Below are 19,902 nucleotides of genomic sequence, written 5' to 3' on the forward strand. Positions count from 1 at the left end.
CCAGCGTCGTCGGCCTGACCCACTCCGACGCCGCCGACGCCTGCGGCGGGCACCGCAAGGGAAGCTGCCAGATGATCCGGACCGAGGCCCGGCAGGTCGCCAGCCGCTGACCCGGTCCGGCCCCGGCCGTCCGTTCGACCGCGATCCCGATCAAGCGCCCGCCGCGGACGGCAGCCCATGACGGCGGGCCGGCAGGGGGACATGACCCGGCAGGGGGACATGACCCAAAGCCCCGCCGGATGACGACGGCGGCCGGTTCGGCTACTCCTGTCCGGACACGATGCAGGAGCGCCGCATGCCCATCCCCCTCTCCGCCGTCCTCGACCACGCCGATGCCGGGCTGCCGGCGTCGCGGGACCGGCTGTTCGACCTGCTGCGCATCCCCTCGATCAGCGCCCAGCCGCAGCACGCGGCGGATTGCGGACGGGCGGCGGCCTGGTGGCGGGACCAGCTGACGGGCCTGGGGTTCGAGGCGTCGGTGCGTCCCACCGCCGGGCACCCGGTCGTCGTCGGCCACCATCCCGGTCCGGCCGGATACAAAGGACCGCACGTCCTGTTCTATGGCCATTACGACGTGCAGCCGGTCGACCCGGTCTCGCTCTGGCACAGCCCGCCTTTCGACCCGCAGCTCGTCGACGGTCCCCGGGGCAAGCGCTACGTCGCGCGCGGCGCGGTCGACGACAAGGGACAGACGATGATGTTCCTGGAGGCGCTGCGCGCCTGGCACGACGCCGGCGGCGGCATCCCGGTCCGCGTCACCGTCCTGATCGAAGGGGAGGAGGAAGTCGGCTCCGTCAACCTCGACGCCTTCCTGGCGGCGAACAAGGCGGAGCTGAAGGCCGACCTGGCGCTGATCAGCGACACCGGCATGTGGGACGCCGAGACGCCGGCGATCACCACCCGGCTGCGCGGCATGACCTATGCCGAGGTGACGCTGAAGGCGGCGAACCGCGACCTGCACTCGGGCCTGTTCGGCGGGTCGGCGCTGAACCCGATCAACGCGCTGACCAAGATCCTGGGCGACCTGCAAGACGAGACCGGCCGCATCCAGTTGCCGGGGTTCTATGACAACGTGAAGCCGGTCTCCAACGCGCAGCGGGCGCAGTGGGACGCGCTGGGCTTCGACGAAGGCGCGTTCCTGGGCGGCATCGGCCTTGCCACCCCCGTCGGCGAGCGGGGCTATGCGGCGCTGGAACGCCTGTGGGCGCGGCCGACCGCCGACATCAACGGCATCTGGGGCGGCTACACCGGCGACGGCAGCAAGACGGTGATCGCGTCGGAGGCGTCGGCCAAGGTATCGTTCCGCCTGGTGCCGAACCAGGACCCGGACGAGGTCATGGCCCAGTTCAAGCAGTTCGTGCAGGACCGGCTGCCGCCGGGCGCCACGGTGACGTTCCAGGCCTTCTCCCGCGCGCCGGGGATCGAGGTCAACGTCGACAGCCCGCATGTCCGGGCGGCGCAGGCCGCGCTGGCCGAGGAGTACGGGAAGCCGGCGGTGCTGATGGGCAGCGGCGGCTCGATCCCCGTGGTGACGTCGCTGCGGACGATCCTGGGCCTCGACTCGCTGCTGATCGGCTTCGGCCTGGACGACGACCAGGTGCACAGCCCGAACGAGAAGTTCGAGGAGGTGTGCTTCCACCACGGCATCCGCTCGCACATCCGCCTGCTGGGGAAATTCGCCGCCGGGTAGGCGGGAGGGACGCCCCTAATCCGCCTCTCCCATCTTCGCCGCCAGGGCGGGCAGCCGGGACCGGCGGGGCGCCAGCCAATGCTGCAGCTTGTCCAGGTAGAGATAGATCACCGGCGTCGTGTAGAGCGTCAGGATCTGGCTCAGCGCCAGCCCGCCCACCATCGCGAACCCGAGCGGCCGGCGCAGTTCCGACCCCGCGCCGGTGCCGAGCATCAGAGGGATGCCGGAGAGCATGGCGGCCATGGTGGTCATCAGGATCGGCCGGAACCGCAGCAGGCAGGCCTGGCGGATCGCCTTCTCGGGCGACATGCCGTCGCGGCGTTCGGCGGTGATGGCGAAGTCCACCATCATGATGCCGTTCTTCTTCACGATGCCGATCAGCAGGATGATGCCGATCAGGGCGATCATCGTCAGGTCGTAACGCGCCGCCAGCAGCGTCAGGAACGCCCCGACGCCGGCCGAGGGCAGCGTCGACAGGATCGTCAGCGGCAGGATGTAGCTCTCGTAGAGCATGCCCAGGATGATGTACACGGTGATCAGCGCCGCCGCGATCAGATAGGGCTCGCTGGCCAGCGATGCCTGGAACGCCTGGGCCGTCCCCTGGAACGAGGCGCGCAGCGTGATCGGCGTCCCCAGGTCCCGCATGGCGGCGTCGATGGCATCCACCGCCTGGCCGAGCGCGGCGCCCTTCGCCAGGTTGAAGGAGATCGTCACCGCCGGGAACTGGCTCTGGTGGCTGATCGACAAAGGCTGCACCGGCACGGTCGACCACTTGGCGAAGGAGGACATCGGCACGCTCTGGCCGTTGCTGGAGCGGACGTACAGGTTCTGCAGCGTGTGCACGTCGCGGCCGGCCGAGGGGATCACCTCCAGGATCACGTGATAGGAGTTCACCTGGCTGAAATACTGGGTGATCTGGCGCTGGCCGAAGGCATCGTACAGCGTGTCGTCGATCGCCTGCGGCTGCACGCCGAGACGCGCGGCCTGGTCGCGGTCGATGACCAGGGTCAGCGTCGTGCCGCCCGTCTGCTGGTCGCTGGTGACGTCACGCAGCATCGGCAGCGTCTTCAGCTTCGCCAGCACCTTGGGCGCCCAGCCGAACAGCTCGTTGAAATCGGCATCCTGCAGCGTGTACTGGAACTCGGTCTTGGTGAGCCGGGCGCCAACCCGGATGTCCTGCGCCGCCTGCAGGAAGGCCATGCCGCCCGACACCTTGGCGAACTGCGGCCGCAGCCGGGCGATGTAGTCCTGGGCCGACCCGCCGACCCGCTGGTCCCAGGGCTTCAGCGCGATATAGATCCGGCCGTTGTTGACGGTCTGCCCGCCCACGCCCGACCCGACGGTCGAACCGAAACCGGCGGTATCCGGATCGGCCATCACGATCGCCATGATCTTGCGCTGGATGTCCGACATCGCGTCGAAGGAGATGTCCTGCGACCCCTCCGTCACGCCGAACACCACGCCGGTATCCTGCGACGGGAAGAAACCCTTGGGGATCAGGACGAACAGATAGCCGGTCAACGCCAGCGTCCCCAGGAACACCATCAGCGTCACGAACTTGAACCGCAGCGCCACGTCCAGCGTCCGCCGGTAGCCGTTGAGCAACCCGTCGAAGAACCGCTCGATCACGCGGTACACCAGCCCGTGCGATCCGCTGTGGTGCTTCAGGAAGCGCGAGCACATCATCGGCGTCAGCGTCAGCGAGACGAAGGCCGACACCAGCACCGCGATCGTGATGGTCATCGCGAACTCGCGGAACAGCCGTCCGACGATGCCGCCCATCAGCAGCAGCGGGATGAACACCGCGACCAGCGAGAAGCTGATCGAGACGATGGTGAACCCGATCTCGCCCGCGCCTTTCAGCGCGGCGTCCATCGGGTCCATGCCGTCCTCGATATGGCGGTAGATGTTCTCCAGCATGACGATCGCGTCGTCGACGACGAAGCCCACCGCGATGGTCAGTGCCATGAGCGAGAGGTTGTCCAGGCTGAAACCCATCAGGTACATCACGGCGAAGGTGCAGATCAGCGCCACCGGCACCGTGATCGACGGGATCACCGTCGCCCACACGTTGCGCAGGAACAGGAAGATCACCATCACCACGAGCGCGATCGACAGGATCAGCGTGAATTGCACGTCGTGGACCGATGCGCGGATCGTCTCCGTCCGGTCCATGATCACGTTGACATGGATCGAGGGCGGTATCGCCGCTTCCAGGCTGGGCAGCGCGGCCTTGATGCGGTCCACCGTGTCGATGACGTTGGCGCCCGGCTGCTTGAAGACGATCAGCAGGATGCCGCGCTTGCCGTTCTGCCAGCCGGCGATCAGCTTGTTCTCGGGCCCGTCGATCGCGCGGCCGACGTCGCGCACGCGGATCGGCGCGCCGTTGCGCCAGCCCAGGATGACGTTGTCGTATTCCGCCCCCTTCGTGAGCTGGTCGTTGGCATAGACGGTGAAGGTCTGCGTCGGCGTGTTGATCGCACCCTTCGGCGAATCGACGGTGATGTTGGTCAGCGCGCTTCGTACGTCCTCCAGCGTCATGCCGGTGGCGGCGAGCTTCGCCGGGTCGATCTGCACGCGGACGGCGCGCTTCTGCTCGCCGCCGATCAGCACCTGCGACACGCCGCTGATCTGCGAAAGCTGCTGCGACAGCACCACGTCGGCATAATCGTCGACGTCGATCAGCGGACGCTCATCGGACTGCACCGCCAGGATCAGGATCGGCGAGTCCGACGGGTTGGTCTTGCGATAGGTCGGCGCGGACGGCAGCGCCTTGGGCAACTGCCCGCTGGCCGCGTTGATCGCCGCCTGCACGTCGCCCGCCGCGGCGTCGATGTTCCGGTCCAGGTCGAATTGCAGGATCACCTGCGACTGGCCCAGCACGTTGACCGAGGTCAGCTGCGCCACGCCCGGGATCTGCGCGAACTGCTTTTCCAGCGGCTGCGCGACGGTGGAGGCCATCGTCTCGGGACTGGCGCCCGGGAAGTTCGCCGTCACCGTGATGGTCGGGAAGTCGACGCGGGGCAGCGGCGCCACCGGCAGGAACGGGTAGGCCGCCAGGCCCACCAGGACCAGGGCGGCGGTCAGCAGGGAGGTGGCGATGGGCCGTCGGATGAACGGGGTCGAGATGCTCATCGCGCGCCGCCCCTAGCTGCCGGATCGCGCGGTCTGCACCGGCTTCGAGTCGGCCTTCGAATCGGTGACGCTGATCCGCGCGCCGTTCTGCAGCCGGGACTGGCCGCCGACGACCACGGTGGCGCCGGGATCCAGGCCCTCGGTGACGATGTAGGTGTTGTCCTCCTGCCGGGCGACCTTGATCGGCTGGACGCTGACGGCGCTTCCGGGCTGGACCTTGTAGACGAAGAGACCGTTGGGGCCGTGCTGGATGGCGGCCGCGGGCGCGGCCACCACGTCGTGGTCGGTGCCGACCAGCAGGCGGGCATTGACGAACTGGCCCGGCCACAGCGTATGGGCCGGGTTGGGGAAGGTCGCCTTCAGCTTGATGGTCCCGGTCGACGGGTCGACGTTGTTGTCGATCGTCACCAGCTTGCCCCGGTCCAGTTCCGTCTTGTCGTCGCCGGCATAGACCGTCACCGGCAGGGCCGGGTCGCCCTGCATCGCCTTGGCGACCAGCGGCAGCGAGTCCTGCGGCAGCGTGAACGTCGCGGCGATCGGCTGAAGCTGCACCAGCGACAGGATCGGCGTCGCCTCCGACGCGCGGACGAAATTGCCGGGATCGACGTTGCGCAGGCCGACGCGGCCGTCGAACGGCGCGGTGATGTGGCAGAAGTCCAGGTTGAGCCGCGCCGCCTCGATCTGCGCGTCGTCGCCCAGGATCGTCGCGGTGAGCTGCTTCACCAGCGCCGCCTGGGTGTCGACCTGCTGGCGGGACGCGAAGTCGCCGTGCATCAGCGCCGAATACCGGGTCAGGTCCGCCTGCGCGTTGGCGAGCTGCGCTTGGTCCTGCGCCTTCTTGGCCAGCGCGGCGTCAAGCGTCGCCTGGTATGGCCGCGGATCGATCAGCGCCAGCAGCGTCCCGGCCTTGACGTCCTGCCCCTCCTTCACCGGGACGGCGATCAGCGTCCCGTCGACGCGCGGACGAAGCTGCACCGCGTAATAGGCCTGGACGGTGCCCAGGCCGCGTAGCCAGTGCGGAACGTCCTGCCGCGTGATCGTGGCGACGGTGACCGGCACCGCGGGGGGTTCCGGTTGCGCCAGCGCCCGCGGGACGTCGAGGACGGTGGAGCCCAGGACGGCAGCGCCCACGACGGCGACGCCCAGGGACGCACCGAGGGAAGCGCCCACGATGGTGACGCCCATGCACAACGCGCCCACGGCAGACGCGACACGCGCTGCGTCGCACAGCGTCGTCACGGTCCTACGAATCATCCGGCCATCCACAGAAAAGGAACAATCTCGAAAAAAGACCGCGCTCGCCAAGATATCTGCCGAAAGCGAGGCAGGATACCACATCATCAGGCAAAGCAGCGGCAATCGCCAGCCCGAAAATAGACCGGTTCTTGTTTCTGGTGTGTTTCAAAACTGAGGTCGCGCGCCGTCTCCGTCACGGGAACCGCGCCGAAACCATCGGATCGACAACTTGGAATGAAACGGTTTTATGAGACGCGCACCAGCCTCGCCGCGAAGAACCCGTCCATGCCGCCCCGATCCGGCCACAGCGCAGGGTGGGTCTGCAGGGTCCCGTCCGGCGCCAGGGCCTCGGCCAGCCCGGGCAGTTCCCGGGACGTGAAGGGGTCCGGCCGCAGGCGGCCACGTGCCGCGGCGGCGGCGATGCGGGGCGCGCCTTCCTCGGGCTGGAGCGAGCAGACGGCATAGACCAGCCGTCCGCCCGGCCGCAGCATGGCCTCGGCGGCGGCCAGCAGCGCGTCCTGGGCCTGGATCACCGCCTGCACGTCGCGCGGCCGCTTGGTGCGGATGACGTCGGGATGGCGGCGCGCGGTGCCGGTCGCGGTGCAGGGCGCGTCCAGCAGGATGGCGTCGAACGCGGCCGGCGGCTGCCAGGCGGTGGCGTCCGCCCGCACCAGCGTCGCGGTCATGTGCAGCCGCGCCAGGTTGCCCGCCAGGCGATCCAGACGGGACGGATCGCGCTCCACCGCCGTCACGCCGGCGCCGGCATCGATCAGTTGCGCCGTCTTGCCGCCGGGCGCGGCGCAGAGATCGGCCACCGACTCGCCGGGACGCGCGCCCAGCAGCCGGGCGGGCAGCGCGGCGGCGGCGTCCTGCACCCAGAGGTCGCCGGAGGCGAAGCCGGGGATGTCGGTGACGCGCGTGCCGGCCGGGAAGCGCACCGATCCGGTCGGCAGCAGGACCCCGCCGTCCGGCGGCGCGGTCCCGGCCTTCAGCGTCACGTCCAGCGGCGCTTCGTGCTGGTGCGCCAGCGCGATCGCCCGCGCGTTGCGCCCCCAGGCGGTCCACAGCCAGGCCGGCGTGTCGAGGCGCGGGGCGTCGAGGTCGGCCATCAGCGCGACCCCGCCGGACGCCACCTTGCGCAGCACGGCGTTCACCAGGCCGGCGAACGGCGTCAGGCCCCGGCGCCGGGTCAGCGCGACGGCGGTCGCCACGGCGGCGTGCGCCGGGGTGTCCGCCAGCAGCAGCCCGGCCGCGCCCAGGCGCAGCACGATCCGCACCGGCCCCGGAGGTTCCCTTTTCAGGAACGGCTCCAGCACCGCGTCCAGCGTGCCCATCCGGCGCAGCACCGCCGCTGCCAGGCGATGGGCGGCGGCCTTGTCGCGCGGTTCGATCGCTTTCAGCGCGTCCAGCGCCTCTTCCAGCGGGCGGCCCCGGTCGAGGACCGCGGCCAGCAGGTCGAACGCCGCCTCGCGGGTCGGATCGGACATCAGGAGCGGCCGACGCCGTGATAGGCGAACCCGGCCGCCCGCATCGCCGCCGGGTCATAGACGTTGCGCAGGTCGACGACGATCCGCCCCCGCATCGCATCCGCCAGCCGCGACGGCGCCAGCGCTCGGAATTCGTTCCATTCGGTGATCAGCACCAGCGCGTCCGCGCCGGCCGCCGCGTCCAGCGCGTCGGTGCAGTAGACGACCGACTCCGGCAGCAGCGGCCGCGCCTGGTCCATCCCCTCGGGGTCGAAGGCGCGGACCTGGGCGCCGTCGCCGGCGAGGCGGGAGATGATGGACAGCGCCGGGGCTTCCCGCATGTCGTCAGTCTCCGGCTTGAAGGTCAGTCCCAGGACGGCGATGGTCTTCCCCCGCACCGATCCGCCGCAGGCGGCGACGACGCGCATGGCCATGCCGGACTTGCGGGCGTCGTTGACGGCGACGGTGGTCTCCACCAGCCGCGACGGCGCGCCGTAGTCCTGGGCGGTGCGGACCAGCGCCAGCGTGTCCTTGGGGAAGCAGGATCCGCCATAGCCCGGACCGGGATGGAGGAACTTGCGCCCGATCCGGCCATCCAGCCCGATCCCGCGCGCCACGTCGTGCACGTCGGCGCCCACCTTCTCGCACAGGTCGGCGATCTCGTTGATGAAGGTGACCTTCATCGCCAGGAAGGCGTTGGCGGCGTATTTCGTCAGTTCGGCGGTCTCGATCGCGGTGAAGACGATGGGCGCCTCGATCAGGTACAGCGGGCGGTAGAGCCGGCGCATGACTTCCCGCGCCCGATCGCTCTCGGCGCCGATCACGACCCGGTCGGGGCGCATGAAGTCGCCGATCGCATTGCCTTCGCGCAGGAATTCCGGGTTGGACGCGACGTCGAACTCCAGGTCCGGCCGCACCGAACGGACGATGTCCTGCACGCGCCGGCCGGTGCCGACGGGGACGGTGGATTTGGTGACGATCACGGCATAATGGGTCAGCGCCCGAGCGACCTGCTCCACGGCGGCGTAGACGTAGGTGAGGTCGGCGTGGCCGTCGCCGCGGCGGGTCGGCGTGCCGACGGCGATGAAGACCGCCTCCGACCCCTGCACGCCGGCGGCGAGGTCGTCGGTGAATTCCAGCCGGCCGGCCTTCACGTTCTCCCGCACCAGTTGCTCCAGCCCCGGCTCGTAGATCGGCATCCGGCCCTCGCGCAGCGCCGCGAGTTTCTGGCCGTCGACCTCGACGACCGTGACCTCGGAGCCGAATTCGGCGAAGCAGGCGCCGGAGACGAGTCCGACATAGCCGCCGCCGATCATGGTTATGCGCACGTATCTGGTTCCCTGCTGTGGCCCTTGGGGGCGAGTGCCGGCCTTTCAGTCGCACAGGGCGGGCACGGTTGCCAATGAATTGCCGCCATGCCGCCGACGGGCCGCGTCATGACACTTGCCGGGCACGCCGCGCCAGCAGGCTCTTGCCGGATGGGACCTGCCAACAGGCACTTGGCCAACAGGGACTTGCCCAACAGGGACTTGCCCAACAGGGACTTGCCCAGCAGGGACTTGCCCAGCAGGGACTTGCCAAGAGGCACTTGACAGCACACGTCGGCGTCGGATGTGAGTGGGGCCGCAGAATCCGAGGACCGTCATGACCGACCCATCCCTTCGCATCGGCGTTGCCGGGGCGGGCCATTTCGGCCGCTACCACGCCCTGAAGGTCGCCGCGTCCAAACGCTCGCGCCTGTCCGGCATCTTCGACACGGACCTGGAGCGCGCCAAGACCATCGGCTGGGAGGCCGGCGCCTCGGCCATGAGCTATGAGGCGCTGCTGCACGCCAGCGACGCCATCATCATCGCCGCGCCGGCCGAAGCGCATTACGAGCTCGCGCTGAAGGCGCTGGACGCGGGCAGGCACGTGCTGGTGGAAAAGCCGATCGCCGCGACGCTGGAACAGGCGGACGCGATGGCCGTCCGCGCCCGGGCCCGCAAGGTCGTGCTGCAGGTGGGGCACCTGGAACGGTTCTCCGCCGCATACCAGGCGATGGCCGGGCGGGTCGTGGCACCGCTGTATATCGAGGCCACCCGGATCGCACCGTTCAAGCCGCGCGGCACGGACGTGTCGGTGATCCTGGACCTGATGATCCACGACCTGGACCTGGTCCTGGCGCTGGTCGACAGCCAGATCGAGACCGTCGACGCCGTCGGCGCCCCCGTCGCCAGCCCCCATGAGGACATCGCCAACGCTCGGCTTCGCTTCCGCAACGGCGCGGTGGCGACGATCACCGCCAGCCGGATCTCGCCGCGCACCGAACGGCGGATGCGGATCTTCGCGCAGGATTTCTACATGGCGGCGGATTTTTCCGCCCGCACGCTGACGGTGATCGGCCGGCAGGACCGTGGCGTCCCGGCTGGCCAGCCAATGCCCGGGCTGGCCGGGTTCGGCATCAGCGACGTGTCATGGGAGGACCACGATTCCCTGGCGGCGGAGCATGCGGCGTTCGAGGCGTCGATCCTGGACGGCGCACCGGTCCTGGTGGATGCCGCTGCCGGCCGTCGCGCCTTGGCGGCGGCGCTGGCGGTGGGGGAGAGCATGCGGGCCTGCCGGGAGCGGATGCTGGATTCGGGGCTGATCAAGCCGGGGGTCTGACCAGGCCGGCCGGATAAGGTGCCTGCAGGGCCGCGGGCGGCGAAACGGTTCTACCCGGCCATCCGGGACTGGTCATGGCAGCAGGCGGGCCGCGAAGAGAAAGCACGCCCCTACCCCGCCGGGTCGTCGCCGTCCCGCAGTTCCTCCACCGTCAGCCAGACCCACACCAGGTTGGCCGCCAGCAGCACCGTGGTGACCGCGAACACCCAGCGCAGGCCCAGCAGGGCGGCGATGCCGCCGCCCGTCAGCGGGCCCAGCGAATTCCCCAGGAACGTCGCCGACGCCGTCATCCCATAGACCGTCCCGCGCATCTCCCGCGGCACGCTGCGTCCGATCAGCGCGTTCGCCGTCGGCAGGATGCCGCCGATGAACAGCCCGACCGCGAACCGTTCCGCCAGGAACGTCCAGTAGTTCCCCGCGAAGATCTGGGGCGCGCTGGTCAGCGCCGCACCCGTCAGGCAGATCAGCAGCACCTTGCGGTAGCCGATCACGTCGCTTCGCTTGCCCAGGAACGGTGACGACACCAGGTCCGCCAGGCCGGTGATGGAGAACGCTATGCCCGCCAGCGTCGCCAGTTCGGGGCGCGAGCCCACCAGTTCCTGCACGAACAGCGTCACCACCGGCTGCACCGTACGCACGCTGAACTGGGCCATCAGCAGGACCAGGAACAGCGCGCCCAGCGCGCTCGATCCGGTCACCACCTTCAGGCCGGACAGCAGGGACCGTCCCTTGCCCGTCGCGTGCACCGGCACGAAATCCTCGTGCACCACCGCCCAGACCAGCGCCAGGGCAACCAGCGTGATCGCGCCGGTGGCGAAGAACGGCACCCGGTAGCTGCCCGTCAGGTCCGACAGCACGCCGCCCACCACCGGCCCGACCAGCGATCCCACCAGCTGCCCGGTCGCCAGCCATCCCAGCGCGAAGCCCAGCCGCCGCTCCGGCACCTGGCTTGCCACCAGGGCGATCGCCGCCGAGGAAAACCCCGCGAACGCGCCCATCACCGCGCGGGCGCCGAAGAACATCCAGACATTCGTCGCCAGGCCCATGAGCGCGGTGAAGATGGCGATGGCGAAGCTGGAGCGCAGCAGCGACTGCTTGCGGCCGAACCGGTCCGCGACGCGGCCCCAGATCGGCGAGGCGAACGCGGCGACGAACGAGGTGGAGCCGGTGATCACGCCGGCCCAGACATCCACCGCCTCGCTGCTCTTGACCCCAAGCTCCGGCAGCATCAGCGGGATGATCGGGCTGAGGAAGTTGATCGCCGCCGTCATCACGAACTGGATGCCGACCATCGCCCACAGGGTGCGCTGCCAGGACTCCCCGGCCGCGGGAACGCGAATGGCGTCTGCCGCCGATTTTTTGACCCCCGCATCGTCCATTGACCGCATGCTACCGGAACAGGCCGGGATGGAAAGTCTCATGGGTCATGCCGATCGGCGGTGATCAGCCATGCAAAACCCGCGTCGCGGCCGCGTGCCGGCGCATCAGCGCGGCGATGTCCAGGCCGGGGATCGCACCGTCCTCCACCACCCAGCGTCCGCCCACCATCACCCGGTCGGCACGATGGGCGCCGCAGGTGACGAGCGCGGCCAGCGGATCGAGCGCGCCGGAGAACCGAAGCTCATCCAGCGTGAACAGCGCCAGGTCGGCGACCGCGCCGACCGCGATCCGCCCCAGTTCCGGCCGGCCGATGCAGGCCGCCGACCCGGTCGTCGCCCAGCGCAGGGCGTCGCGATGGCTGACTGTCTCCACGCCATAGTGTGCGCGTTGCAGCAGATACGCCGCCCGCACCTCCTGCATCAGGTTGGAGGCGTTGTTCGACGCCGATCCGTCGACGCCCAGGCCGACCTGCATGCCGGCCGCTTCCATCTCGCAGACCAGGCAGGTGCCGGACGCGAGGATCTGGTTGCTGCACGGGCAATGCGTCACGCAGGTGCCGGCGGCGGCCAGCCGCGCGATCTCGCCCGCATCGAAATGAATGCCGTGGGCGAGCCAGGTACGGTCATGCAGCCATCCGGTCTGCTCCAGATAGTCCAGCGGGCGGCAGCCGAATGTCTCCAGGCAGAAGGACTCCTCGTCGATGGTCTCCGCCAGGTGCGTGTGCAGCCGCACCCCGTGCCTGGCGGCCAGGCCGGCGGTCGCGCGCATCAGCGACGTGGTGACGCTGAACGGCGAGCAGGGCGCGAGCGCGATCTGCACCATCGCGTCCGGGGATGGATCGTGGAACGCGCCGATCACCCGTTCGCTGTCGGCCAGGATCCTGTCCTCGTCCTGCACCACGCTGTCCGGGGGCAATCCGCCGTCCCGCTGCGACAGGTTCATCGATCCGCGGGTCAGCACCGCGCGGATGCCCAGGCGCCGAGCAGCGGCGACCTCGATATCGACGGCGTCGTCGAGGCCGGCGGGGAAGACATAGTGGTGATCGGTCGTGGTCGTGCAGCCGGACAGCAGCAACTCGGCCAGGGCGACGGTGACGGCGGCGTCCAGCGCTTCGGGCGTCATGCGGGCCCAGATCGGATACAGCGCCTGCAGCCAGGGGAACAGGGTGCGATCCAGCGCGGCCGGCGAAGCGCGGGTCAGCGTCTGGTAGAAATGGTGATGCGTGTTGACCAGGCCCGGCAGCACGACATGGCGGCCGGCGTCGAACACCGCCGCGCCCGGCGTGGCCGGTTCGGCCCCGGCCGGCACCAGTTCCACGATACGGCCGTTATCGACGACCACGCCACGCTCCGCCCCGTCCGCCAGGATGCCGATCGGGTCGCGAAGCCAGAGCGCGGTCATGCCCAAGGTGTCATGTTTCGGGGGGTCAGGTCTCAGGGATCAGGCTGACATGCGCGGCGACCACCCGCCAGCCGTCGGGCGTGCGCACCCAGGTCTGCATCTGCCGGCCGACCTTGCCGGGGACCGTCTCGCGGTGGAACAGCGTGGAGGCGGTGGCGAAGTCGCGGCCGAAGGTGGTGATCACCGTGCGCGAGGTGGTGCGCATCAAGCCGGCCGGGGAGCGCGCCTGGCGGAACGCGCTGATCTCCTTGTGGCCGTACAGGTTCTCGCCGATGCCGTAGCGGATGGTCAGCGGGTGGTCGAAGAACAGCGCCTGCAGCGTTTCCACGTCGTTGGTGATCAACGCCTGTTCGTAGCGGCCGAACGCCGCCTCGACCTCGGCTTTGACGTCGGGGATGTTGATCTCCATGGCTCAGGCTTCCAGCTTGGGTGTCAGGACACGCGCCACCCCCCGCGCCTCCAGCGCTCGGGCGACACGCAGCGCGATGTCCTCGCGCCAGGGCGGGGCGATGACCTGCACGCCGATCGGCAGGCCGTCGCCCCGCCCTGGCGCGGTCGGCACCGGGACCGCGACGACGGGCAGGCCGATGAAGGAGATCGGCTGGGTATAGAGGCCGATATTCGGCCGCACCGGCATCTCCACCCCGTCCAGCACGAAGGTCTTCTCGCCGATCTTCGGCGCGACGCAGGGCGTGGCGGGGGCGAGGATCGCGTCGACGCCGTCGAACAGCGCCAGCACCCGCGCACGATACAGGCGGCGGAACTTCTGGGCCTGCGCCACGACCGCGGCGGGAACCAGGGCCCCGGCGATCAGGCGGTCGCGCACGTCCGCGTCGAAATCGTCCGGCCGCGTCTTCAGCCGGGACAGATGCAGCGCGGCACCTTCGGCCGTGGTGATGACATAGGCGGCGCTGCGGGCGATGGCGGCGTCCTCGATCTCGACCGACCGCTCGACGCCCAGCGCCGCCGCGATCGCGTCCAGCGCGGCCAAGGCGTCGGCCGAGGCGCCGGTGCGGAAATACCCGCCGGCCGTGGCGATCCGCAGCCCTTCGACGCCCGTGTCCAGGTTCGGCGAGACCGGCTCGACCGGCCGGTCGACGCAGGCCGGATCGGCGGGATCGTAGCCCTGCATCGCGTCATAGGAAGCGGCCAGGTCGGCGACCGACCGGCACAGCGGGCCGAGATGGTCGAGGCTGGAGACGAACGGAAACGACCCCGCGCGGGTCAGCCGTCCATAGGTCGGCTTCAGGCCGAAGACCCCGTTGAACGACGCCGGCACGCGGATCGAGCCGTTGGTGTCCGACCCCAGCGCGAGCGGCACCAGCCCGCCGCCGACGGCGCTGCCGGAGCCGCTGGAGGAGCCACCGGCCATGCGCGACAGGTCGTGGGGGTTGCGGCAATTGCCGTCATGGGCGTTCTCGCCGGTGAAGTCATAGGCGTATTCGCCCATGTTCCGCGCGCCCACCAGGATGGCGCCGGCGGCTTCCAGGCGGGCGACCAGCGGGGCGTCAGCGGCGGCGGGCGGGTGGTCGCGGTTGATCCGCGACCCGGCCAGGGTCGGCAGGCCGGCGACGTCGATCAGGTTCTTCACCGCGAACGGCACGCCGGCCAGCGGCCCGGGCGTCGCACCGGCCGCGATGCTTGCATCCAGCGCCGCCGCCCGCGCCCGCGCGCGCTCCGCCGTGACGGCGGTGAAGGCGTTGAGCCTGGGGGCCAGCCGGGCGACGCGGTCGAGGCAGGCGGCGATCGTAGCAGCGGCCGTGGTGCGGCGCGCCGCGACGTCGGCGGCGATCGCCGTGGCGGTGGTCCAGTCGCTCATGCCAGGAACACCGGCGCCGGATCGACATGGTCGTCGATGTCGGCCGACAGGACGGTGGCGGCGTGGGTCAGCGAGATGCCCAGATGCATCCGCACCGCCGCCCGCCATTCCGGCTTCACGTCGATGCCGTAGATCCTGGCGCCGATATCGATCAGCGCGTCGAGTTCGGTGTCATCCATGGGTATGGTTCCCGCGTGTGGGTGGACGCCAGAACGGCGGAGCCGCATTGGTTCCGCGGTCGTGGCAGGGCGTGCAGGATCGCTGTTTTCCTGTCATGGTCGATCCTGCGCCGGCCCCTGCGCCGGCCGTCCACGACTTTGCGATATCGAGAGGCTGAAGTCATGGGTGACCGGCACAAGGCCGGCCATGGCGCAGACCGCGGCACCCGCGCCGGCCGGGATGGGGTCGCCTCGCAACAGCGTCACGCCCGCTCCCCGGCGTGCAGCCAGGCGCGCCAGCCGCCGAAGCGGGTGATGTCGGTGGCGTCCGCGACGCCCTCGGTCTCCGCCAGGAAGCCCAGGCAGGGACCATCATCCAACTGCACGGTGCCAAAACCGAGCGGCGGGGGGATCAAGGCCAGCAACGGGCCGATCGCGGCGGCGGGCAGCGCCCAGACCTCGCCTTCGATCGCGGCGCCGTCGGCGCTCCGCACCAGGCCGGGCCGGTTGCCCAGCGCGTACAGGCGATAGCCCGGCGCCGTCGCCGCGGTGCGCAGGAAGCGCCCGCCCAGCCCCGTCACCTGGGTGTTGAGCGGCAGCCCGCTCATGTGCGCGCCGATGCAGAACAGGGCCATTTCGTCGGCGGCGAGCGCGTCCGGCGCCGCGGCCGGGGGCACCGGCTTTCCCGTGGCCCCGACCGTATCGGCAAAGCGGCGGTGCAGCCGGTCCGCGATCGGGGCGAGCCGGCCCTCGGACCAGGCAGGCCCCAGCAGCGTGCCGCCGACCGGCATCCCGTCGGAGCCGAAGCCGATCGGCACCGCGAAGGCGGCGAGGTCGCACAGGTTGGCGAAGTTGGTGAACAGGCCCATGCGCTTGTTGGGTCCGATCGGATCGTCCCGGTCCTCCATGAGCGTGGCCGTGAACGGCGCGGTGGGCACCAGGACCGCATCGTATTCCGCGAAAAGCCGTTCGGCTTCCCGCCGCGCGCGGCGCTGCAGGTGGAACGCGTCGAACGCATCGGCGCTGCACCGTTCCAACCCCAGCTCCAGGATGGTGCGGGTCACCGGGAACAGCATGTCGGGCGAGCGGTCCATCGCCCCCCGCAGCGCGGCCGTGCGCTCCGCCACCCAAGGCCCGTCGTAAAGCTGGCGCGCCAGGTCCAGGAACAGCGACAGGTCGACCGGGGTGGCGCCGAGGAACCGGCCGGCCTGCCCGAACGCGCCGGCGACGGCGGGAACGCAGAGGTCGGCGACATCGCCCATGGCGACCCGCACCGCCCCCGACGGCGCGGCGCGGCGCAGGTGCGCGAAGGGCGCGGGACGGGCGTACGGGTCCTGCTCGTCATAGACCGCGATCAGGCGCTGGACGCGCAGCGCCTCGTCGACGGACCGCGCGAAGACCGAGATCGTGTCGAGGGACCGGCAGGCGGGGACCATGCCGCGCGCCGAGACGCTGCCGATCGTCGGCTTCAGGCCAACGATGTTCCCCAGCGCCGCCGGCACCCGTCCCGATCCGGCGGTATCGGTGCCCAGCGCAAACGGAACGATGCCCGCCGCGACGGCGCAGGCCGAACCCGACGACGAGCCGCCCGGCACCAGCCGGCGGTCGAACACGTTGCGCGGTATGCCGTACGGGCTGCGCGTGCCGACCAGCCCGGTCGCGAACTGGTCCAGGTTGGTCTTGCCGATCAGCAGCGCGCCCGCGTCGAGCAGGCGGCGCACCGCCGGCGCATCGGTCTCGGCGACGTAAGCGAAGCCCGGGCAAGCCGCCGTGGTCGGCAGGCCCGCGACGTCGATGTTGTCCTTGACCGCGAACGGCACGCCCCAGAGCGGCCGTCCCATCGGTCCTTCCGCCTCCAGCGCCCGTGCCCGCGCCAGGATCGCCGCGTCGGGCAGGCGGGTGATCCAGATCGCCGGATCGTCGTGGATGCGGTCGGCTTCCAGCGCGGCTTCCGCCATCCTGACCGGAGTCACGCGACCTCCCGCGCATGGGGTCCGGGGTGATCGCCGTGCAGCATGACGCCCAGGCGCCGGCGGATGGCGTTGAATTCAGGAGAAGACACGTCGCGGGGCCGCTCCAAGGTGATGCGTTCTTCTGCCACGATCCGGCCGGGGCCGGGAGACATCACGACGATCCGGTCGGCGAGAAAAATGGCTTCCTCCAGGGAATGGGTGACGAAGACCACCGACAGGCCGGTGGAGCGCCAGATCGCCAGCAACTCCTCCTGCAGCCGCTCGCGCGTCATGGCGTCCAGCGCGCCGAACGGCTCGTCCATCAGGGCGAGCCTGGCGTCGTTGGCCAGCACCCGGCCGATGGCGACGCGCTGCTTCATTCCGCCCGAAAGCTGGTGCGGGTAGGACCTGGCGAAACGGTCGAGGCCCATCATGGTCACGAACCGTTCGGCGATCCGGCCGGCTTCCTGCTTCGACTTGCCGCGGGCCAGCGGGCCGAAGGCGATGTTGCCCTGCACCGTCAGCCAGGGGAACAGGCCGTAGTCCTGGAACACCATGCCGCGATCCGGGCCGGGACCGGTGACGGGCTTGCCGGCCATGACGATCTCACCGGTGGTCGCGGTCTCGAAGCCGCCGATCATGCGCAGCAAGGTGGACTTGCCGCAGCCCGATGCGCCGATCAGGCAGACGAACTCCCCGGCGTCGATGGTCAGGTTGGCGCCGCGCAGGGCCTCGGTGCCGCCGGGGTAGACCTTGCCGGCGTCGCGGACGCGAAGGAAGGGCGGGATCATCGGCCTTCGCCCGCCATGATGCCGGAACGCACGCCAGGAAAGCGCCTAGCCATGCTGCGGGCTCCAGGCCAGCAGCCGGCGGCCGATCCATTGGACCGCCTGGTCCGACAGGAACCCCACGATCCCGATGACGATCATGCCCGAGATGACGATCTCAGTCCGCGACAACTGCCGTGCATCCATGATCATCGCGCCGAGACCGGTCTGCACGCCGGTCATCTCGCCGACCACGATCACCACCCAGGCGAAGCCCAGGCCCAGGCGCAGGCCGGTGAAGATGCCGGGCAAAGAGGCCGGCAGCACCACCTTGGGGAACAGCCGCGGCTGGGAGACGCCCAGCATCAGCGCCGCCTCGAACAAGCGGGGCTCGACGCTGCGCACGGCGAAGACCGTGTTGACCAGGATCGGGTAAAAGGCGCCCAGGGCGACCAGGAAGAACGCCGATTGCGGGCCGAGGCCGAACAGGATCATCGACAGCGGCAGCCAGGCGGTGACCGGCACCGGCCGCAGGACCTGCAAGGTCGGCTCCAGCAGCTCCTTCACCACTTTCAGCCGCCCGATCAGCATCCCCAGCGGCAGCGCCAGCGCGGCGGCGAGCAGGAACGCGCCATAGACCCGGCTGGCCGAGGCGATCAGGTCGGGCAGCAGCATCTGGCTGAACGCGTCGTCGTTGATGCCGCCGAAGGCCAGGTCCCACAGCGCCGTTCCCACATCCTGCGGCGAGGGGATCAAGCCGCCCGGATTGAACGTCGTGCCCGCCCACCAGCCCAGCAGCAGCAGGACCGGCACGGCGATCCGCACCAGCGGCGTGTAGTCGAGCCGCGGCCGCTCGGTCTCGACCGCCCGCAGCGTCTCCGCCTGGCTCATACCGCGAGCTGGTCGGAGATCTTGGTGTCCAGCAGCGTGCTGAAATCCGGCAGCGCGCGGATCTGCTTCAGCGTCAGCATGTGCTGGGCATAGGTCTCCGACGCCTTGACCATTTCGGGCGTCATCTTCCAGTTCAGTTCGACGTTCTTGACCGACAGCTCCACCGCCTCCTTCTTCATGCCGAGCTTGGCGACGGTCATGGCGACCATTTCGTCGGGGTGCGACATGGCGAAGGTGCTGGCCTGGCGCTGGAGATCGAGCACGACCTTGGCCAGGTCCGGCTTGTGGTCGATCGTGTCGCGATGGGTGGCGAGGATCATGTTCAGGCTGCCCATGGCGGTCGAATACGGATACTCGACGATCTTGCCGACGCCCGAGGCCAGCGACACGCCGGGCCCCGGCTCCGCGCCGACATAGGCATCGACGTCGCCCCGCTGCAAAGCCGCCGGCATCTCGCTGAAGGAGACGCGGACGGACTCGACGTCCTTGATCGTCATGCCCTCCATGCGCAGGCGTTCCAGGATGAACACCTCCTGCGTGGAGCCGGGCCAGATCGCGACGCGCTTGCCCTTCAGGTCCTTCAGCGTCGCGATCGAACTGTCCTTGCGCGCGACGACCGCCATGCCCTTGTTGCAGGAGGAACCGAACACGACGACCGGCTCATGCGCCGCGGCGCCCAGGATGGCGGCAGCGATGCCGAAGGTGCCGAAATCGACCGACTTGGTGACGACGGCGGACTTGCCGTCGGTGGGGGATTCGAAGGGGATGATCTCGATTTCATAGCCCGCGGGCAGGAAGCGTTCATAGAACCAGGGCGTGATCGAATGGATCAGCTTCAGCGCCCCCATCCGGATTTTCACCGTCTCCGCCCGGGCGATGCCACCGCGCAGGATCGCCGGGGCCGCCAGGGCGCCGACCAGCATCCGCCTGCGTGACAGGCGAAGTCCGGCGCCGCCGCCCGAGACTGTGTTCGACCTATGCGTCTTCATCGTCATCCCTGCCCTTTTCCTGTTCACCCCTGCGCCGAACGCGGTCATCAACCAGGCAGCTCTCGCGTTCTGTTGTATGCAATCCGGAACGGATGCACGTTCGGGGCCAAGTTCAGGCCGACCCGCTTCAGGCAGATCAGGTTCAGGCCGACCAGGTTCAGGCCGACCAGGTTCAGGCTGGCCAGGTTCAGGCCGACCAGGTTCAGGCCAATCGGGCCGCTTCCTTCAGCGACTCCGCCAAGACCCGCAGCCCGCGGTCGATGACCTTGGCCTTGCGCAGCACCAGACCCAGGTCGCGCGTGCTGCCCGGATGCAGGCCGTGGCGGCGCGTGCCCGCCACCGGGGCGGCGAGCGCGAGTTGCGGCAAGATCGCCG

At 70.0% G+C, this 19,902-nt stretch carries 15 protein-coding genes; 2 read left to right on the forward strand and 13 right to left on the reverse strand.

The window, feature by feature from the left end:
* The first annotated feature begins 295 nt into the window (after positions 1-295).
* Positions 296-1,690 carry a dipeptidase gene (locus VHB27_RS21320; RefSeq protein WP_325604360.1) on the forward strand — a complete coding sequence of 465 codons (1,395 nt, stop codon included), beginning with the start codon at positions 296-298 and terminating at the stop codon, positions 1,688-1,690.
* A gap of 15 nt (positions 1,691-1,705) precedes the next feature.
* On the opposite strand, the gene VHB27_RS21325 is transcribed toward VHB27_RS21320, so the two are convergent.
* The 4 genes from VHB27_RS21325 to VHB27_RS21340 form a co-directional block, all read right to left on the reverse strand.
* Positions 1,706-4,825: a multidrug efflux RND transporter permease subunit gene (locus VHB27_RS21325; protein WP_325604362.1), complete on the reverse strand. Its 3,120-nt coding sequence runs from the start codon at positions 4,823-4,825 to the stop codon at positions 1,706-1,708.
* A gap of 12 nt (positions 4,826-4,837) precedes the next feature.
* Complete coding sequence (locus VHB27_RS21330; protein WP_325604364.1) at positions 4,838-6,079, reverse strand: efflux RND transporter periplasmic adaptor subunit; 1,242 nt, start codon at positions 6,077-6,079, stop codon at positions 4,838-4,840.
* 227 nt (positions 6,080-6,306) lie between these two features.
* Positions 6,307-7,548: an RsmB/NOP family class I SAM-dependent RNA methyltransferase gene (locus VHB27_RS21335; RefSeq protein WP_325604366.1), complete on the reverse strand. Its 1,242-nt coding sequence runs from the start codon at positions 7,546-7,548 to the stop codon at positions 6,307-6,309.
* On the reverse strand, positions 7,548-8,855 hold the full coding sequence (locus VHB27_RS21340; RefSeq protein ID WP_325604367.1) for a UDP-glucose dehydrogenase family protein: 1,308 nt from the start codon (positions 8,853-8,855) through the stop codon (positions 7,548-7,550). Before VHB27_RS21340 ends, VHB27_RS21335 begins: the two co-directional genes overlap by 1 nt.
* A 316-nt stretch (positions 8,856-9,171) precedes the next feature.
* Between VHB27_RS21340 and VHB27_RS21345 the strand changes: the two genes are divergently transcribed.
* Positions 9,172-10,170 carry a Gfo/Idh/MocA family oxidoreductase gene (locus tag VHB27_RS21345; protein WP_325604369.1) on the forward strand — a complete coding sequence of 333 codons (999 nt, stop codon included), beginning with the start codon at positions 9,172-9,174 and terminating at the stop codon, positions 10,168-10,170.
* A 110-nt stretch (positions 10,171-10,280) separates the two neighbouring features.
* On the opposite strand, the gene VHB27_RS21350 is transcribed toward VHB27_RS21345, so the two are convergent.
* The 9 genes from VHB27_RS21350 to VHB27_RS21390 all read right to left on the reverse strand — a co-directional run bounded on the left by VHB27_RS21350 (position 10,281) and on the right by VHB27_RS21390 (position 19,533).
* Entirely contained in the window at positions 10,281-11,549 is a 1,269-nt protein-coding gene (locus tag VHB27_RS21350; protein WP_325604371.1) for an MFS transporter, read from the reverse strand.
* A 64-nt stretch (positions 11,550-11,613) separates the two neighbouring features.
* Positions 11,614-12,951 (reverse strand): 8-oxoguanine deaminase, encoded by a 1,338-nt coding sequence (locus VHB27_RS21355; RefSeq protein WP_325604373.1) that lies wholly within the window; start codon positions 12,949-12,951, stop codon positions 11,614-11,616.
* Between the two features lie 25 nt (positions 12,952-12,976).
* On the reverse strand, positions 12,977-13,360 hold the full coding sequence (hpxZ, locus tag VHB27_RS21360) for an oxalurate catabolism protein HpxZ (RefSeq protein WP_325604375.1): 384 nt from the start codon (positions 13,358-13,360) through the stop codon (positions 12,977-12,979).
* Between the two features lie 3 nt (positions 13,361-13,363).
* Positions 13,364-14,770 (reverse strand): AtzE family amidohydrolase, encoded by a 1,407-nt coding sequence (locus VHB27_RS21365; RefSeq protein ID WP_325604377.1) that lies wholly within the window; start codon positions 14,768-14,770, stop codon positions 13,364-13,366.
* Entirely contained in the window at positions 14,767-14,949 is a 183-nt protein-coding gene (locus VHB27_RS21370; RefSeq protein ID WP_325604379.1) for a DUF4089 domain-containing protein, read from the reverse strand. The genes VHB27_RS21365 and VHB27_RS21370 overlap by 4 nt, the downstream gene beginning before the upstream one ends.
* 242 nt (positions 14,950-15,191) lie before the next feature.
* Entirely contained in the window at positions 15,192-16,901 is a 1,710-nt protein-coding gene (atzF, locus tag VHB27_RS21375; protein WP_325604381.1) for an allophanate hydrolase, read from the reverse strand.
* On the reverse strand, positions 16,898-17,671 hold the full coding sequence (locus VHB27_RS21380; protein ID WP_325604383.1) for an ABC transporter ATP-binding protein: 774 nt from the start codon (positions 17,669-17,671) through the stop codon (positions 16,898-16,900). Before VHB27_RS21380 ends, atzF begins: the two co-directional genes overlap by 4 nt.
* A gap of 45 nt (positions 17,672-17,716) precedes the next feature.
* Positions 17,717-18,538, reverse strand: coding sequence for an ABC transporter permease (locus VHB27_RS21385; protein ID WP_325604384.1), 822 nt, complete (start codon positions 18,536-18,538; stop codon positions 17,717-17,719).
* Positions 18,535-19,533 (reverse strand): ABC transporter substrate-binding protein, encoded by a 999-nt coding sequence (locus VHB27_RS21390; RefSeq protein ID WP_325604386.1) that lies wholly within the window; start codon positions 19,531-19,533, stop codon positions 18,535-18,537. The genes VHB27_RS21385 and VHB27_RS21390 overlap by 4 nt, the downstream gene beginning before the upstream one ends.
* Between the last annotated feature and the right edge of the window lie 369 nt (positions 19,534-19,902).

The sequence above is a fragment of the Rhodopila sp. genome (assembly GCF_035548235.1).
Classification (GTDB): Bacteria; Pseudomonadota; Alphaproteobacteria; order Acetobacterales; family Acetobacteraceae; genus Rhodopila.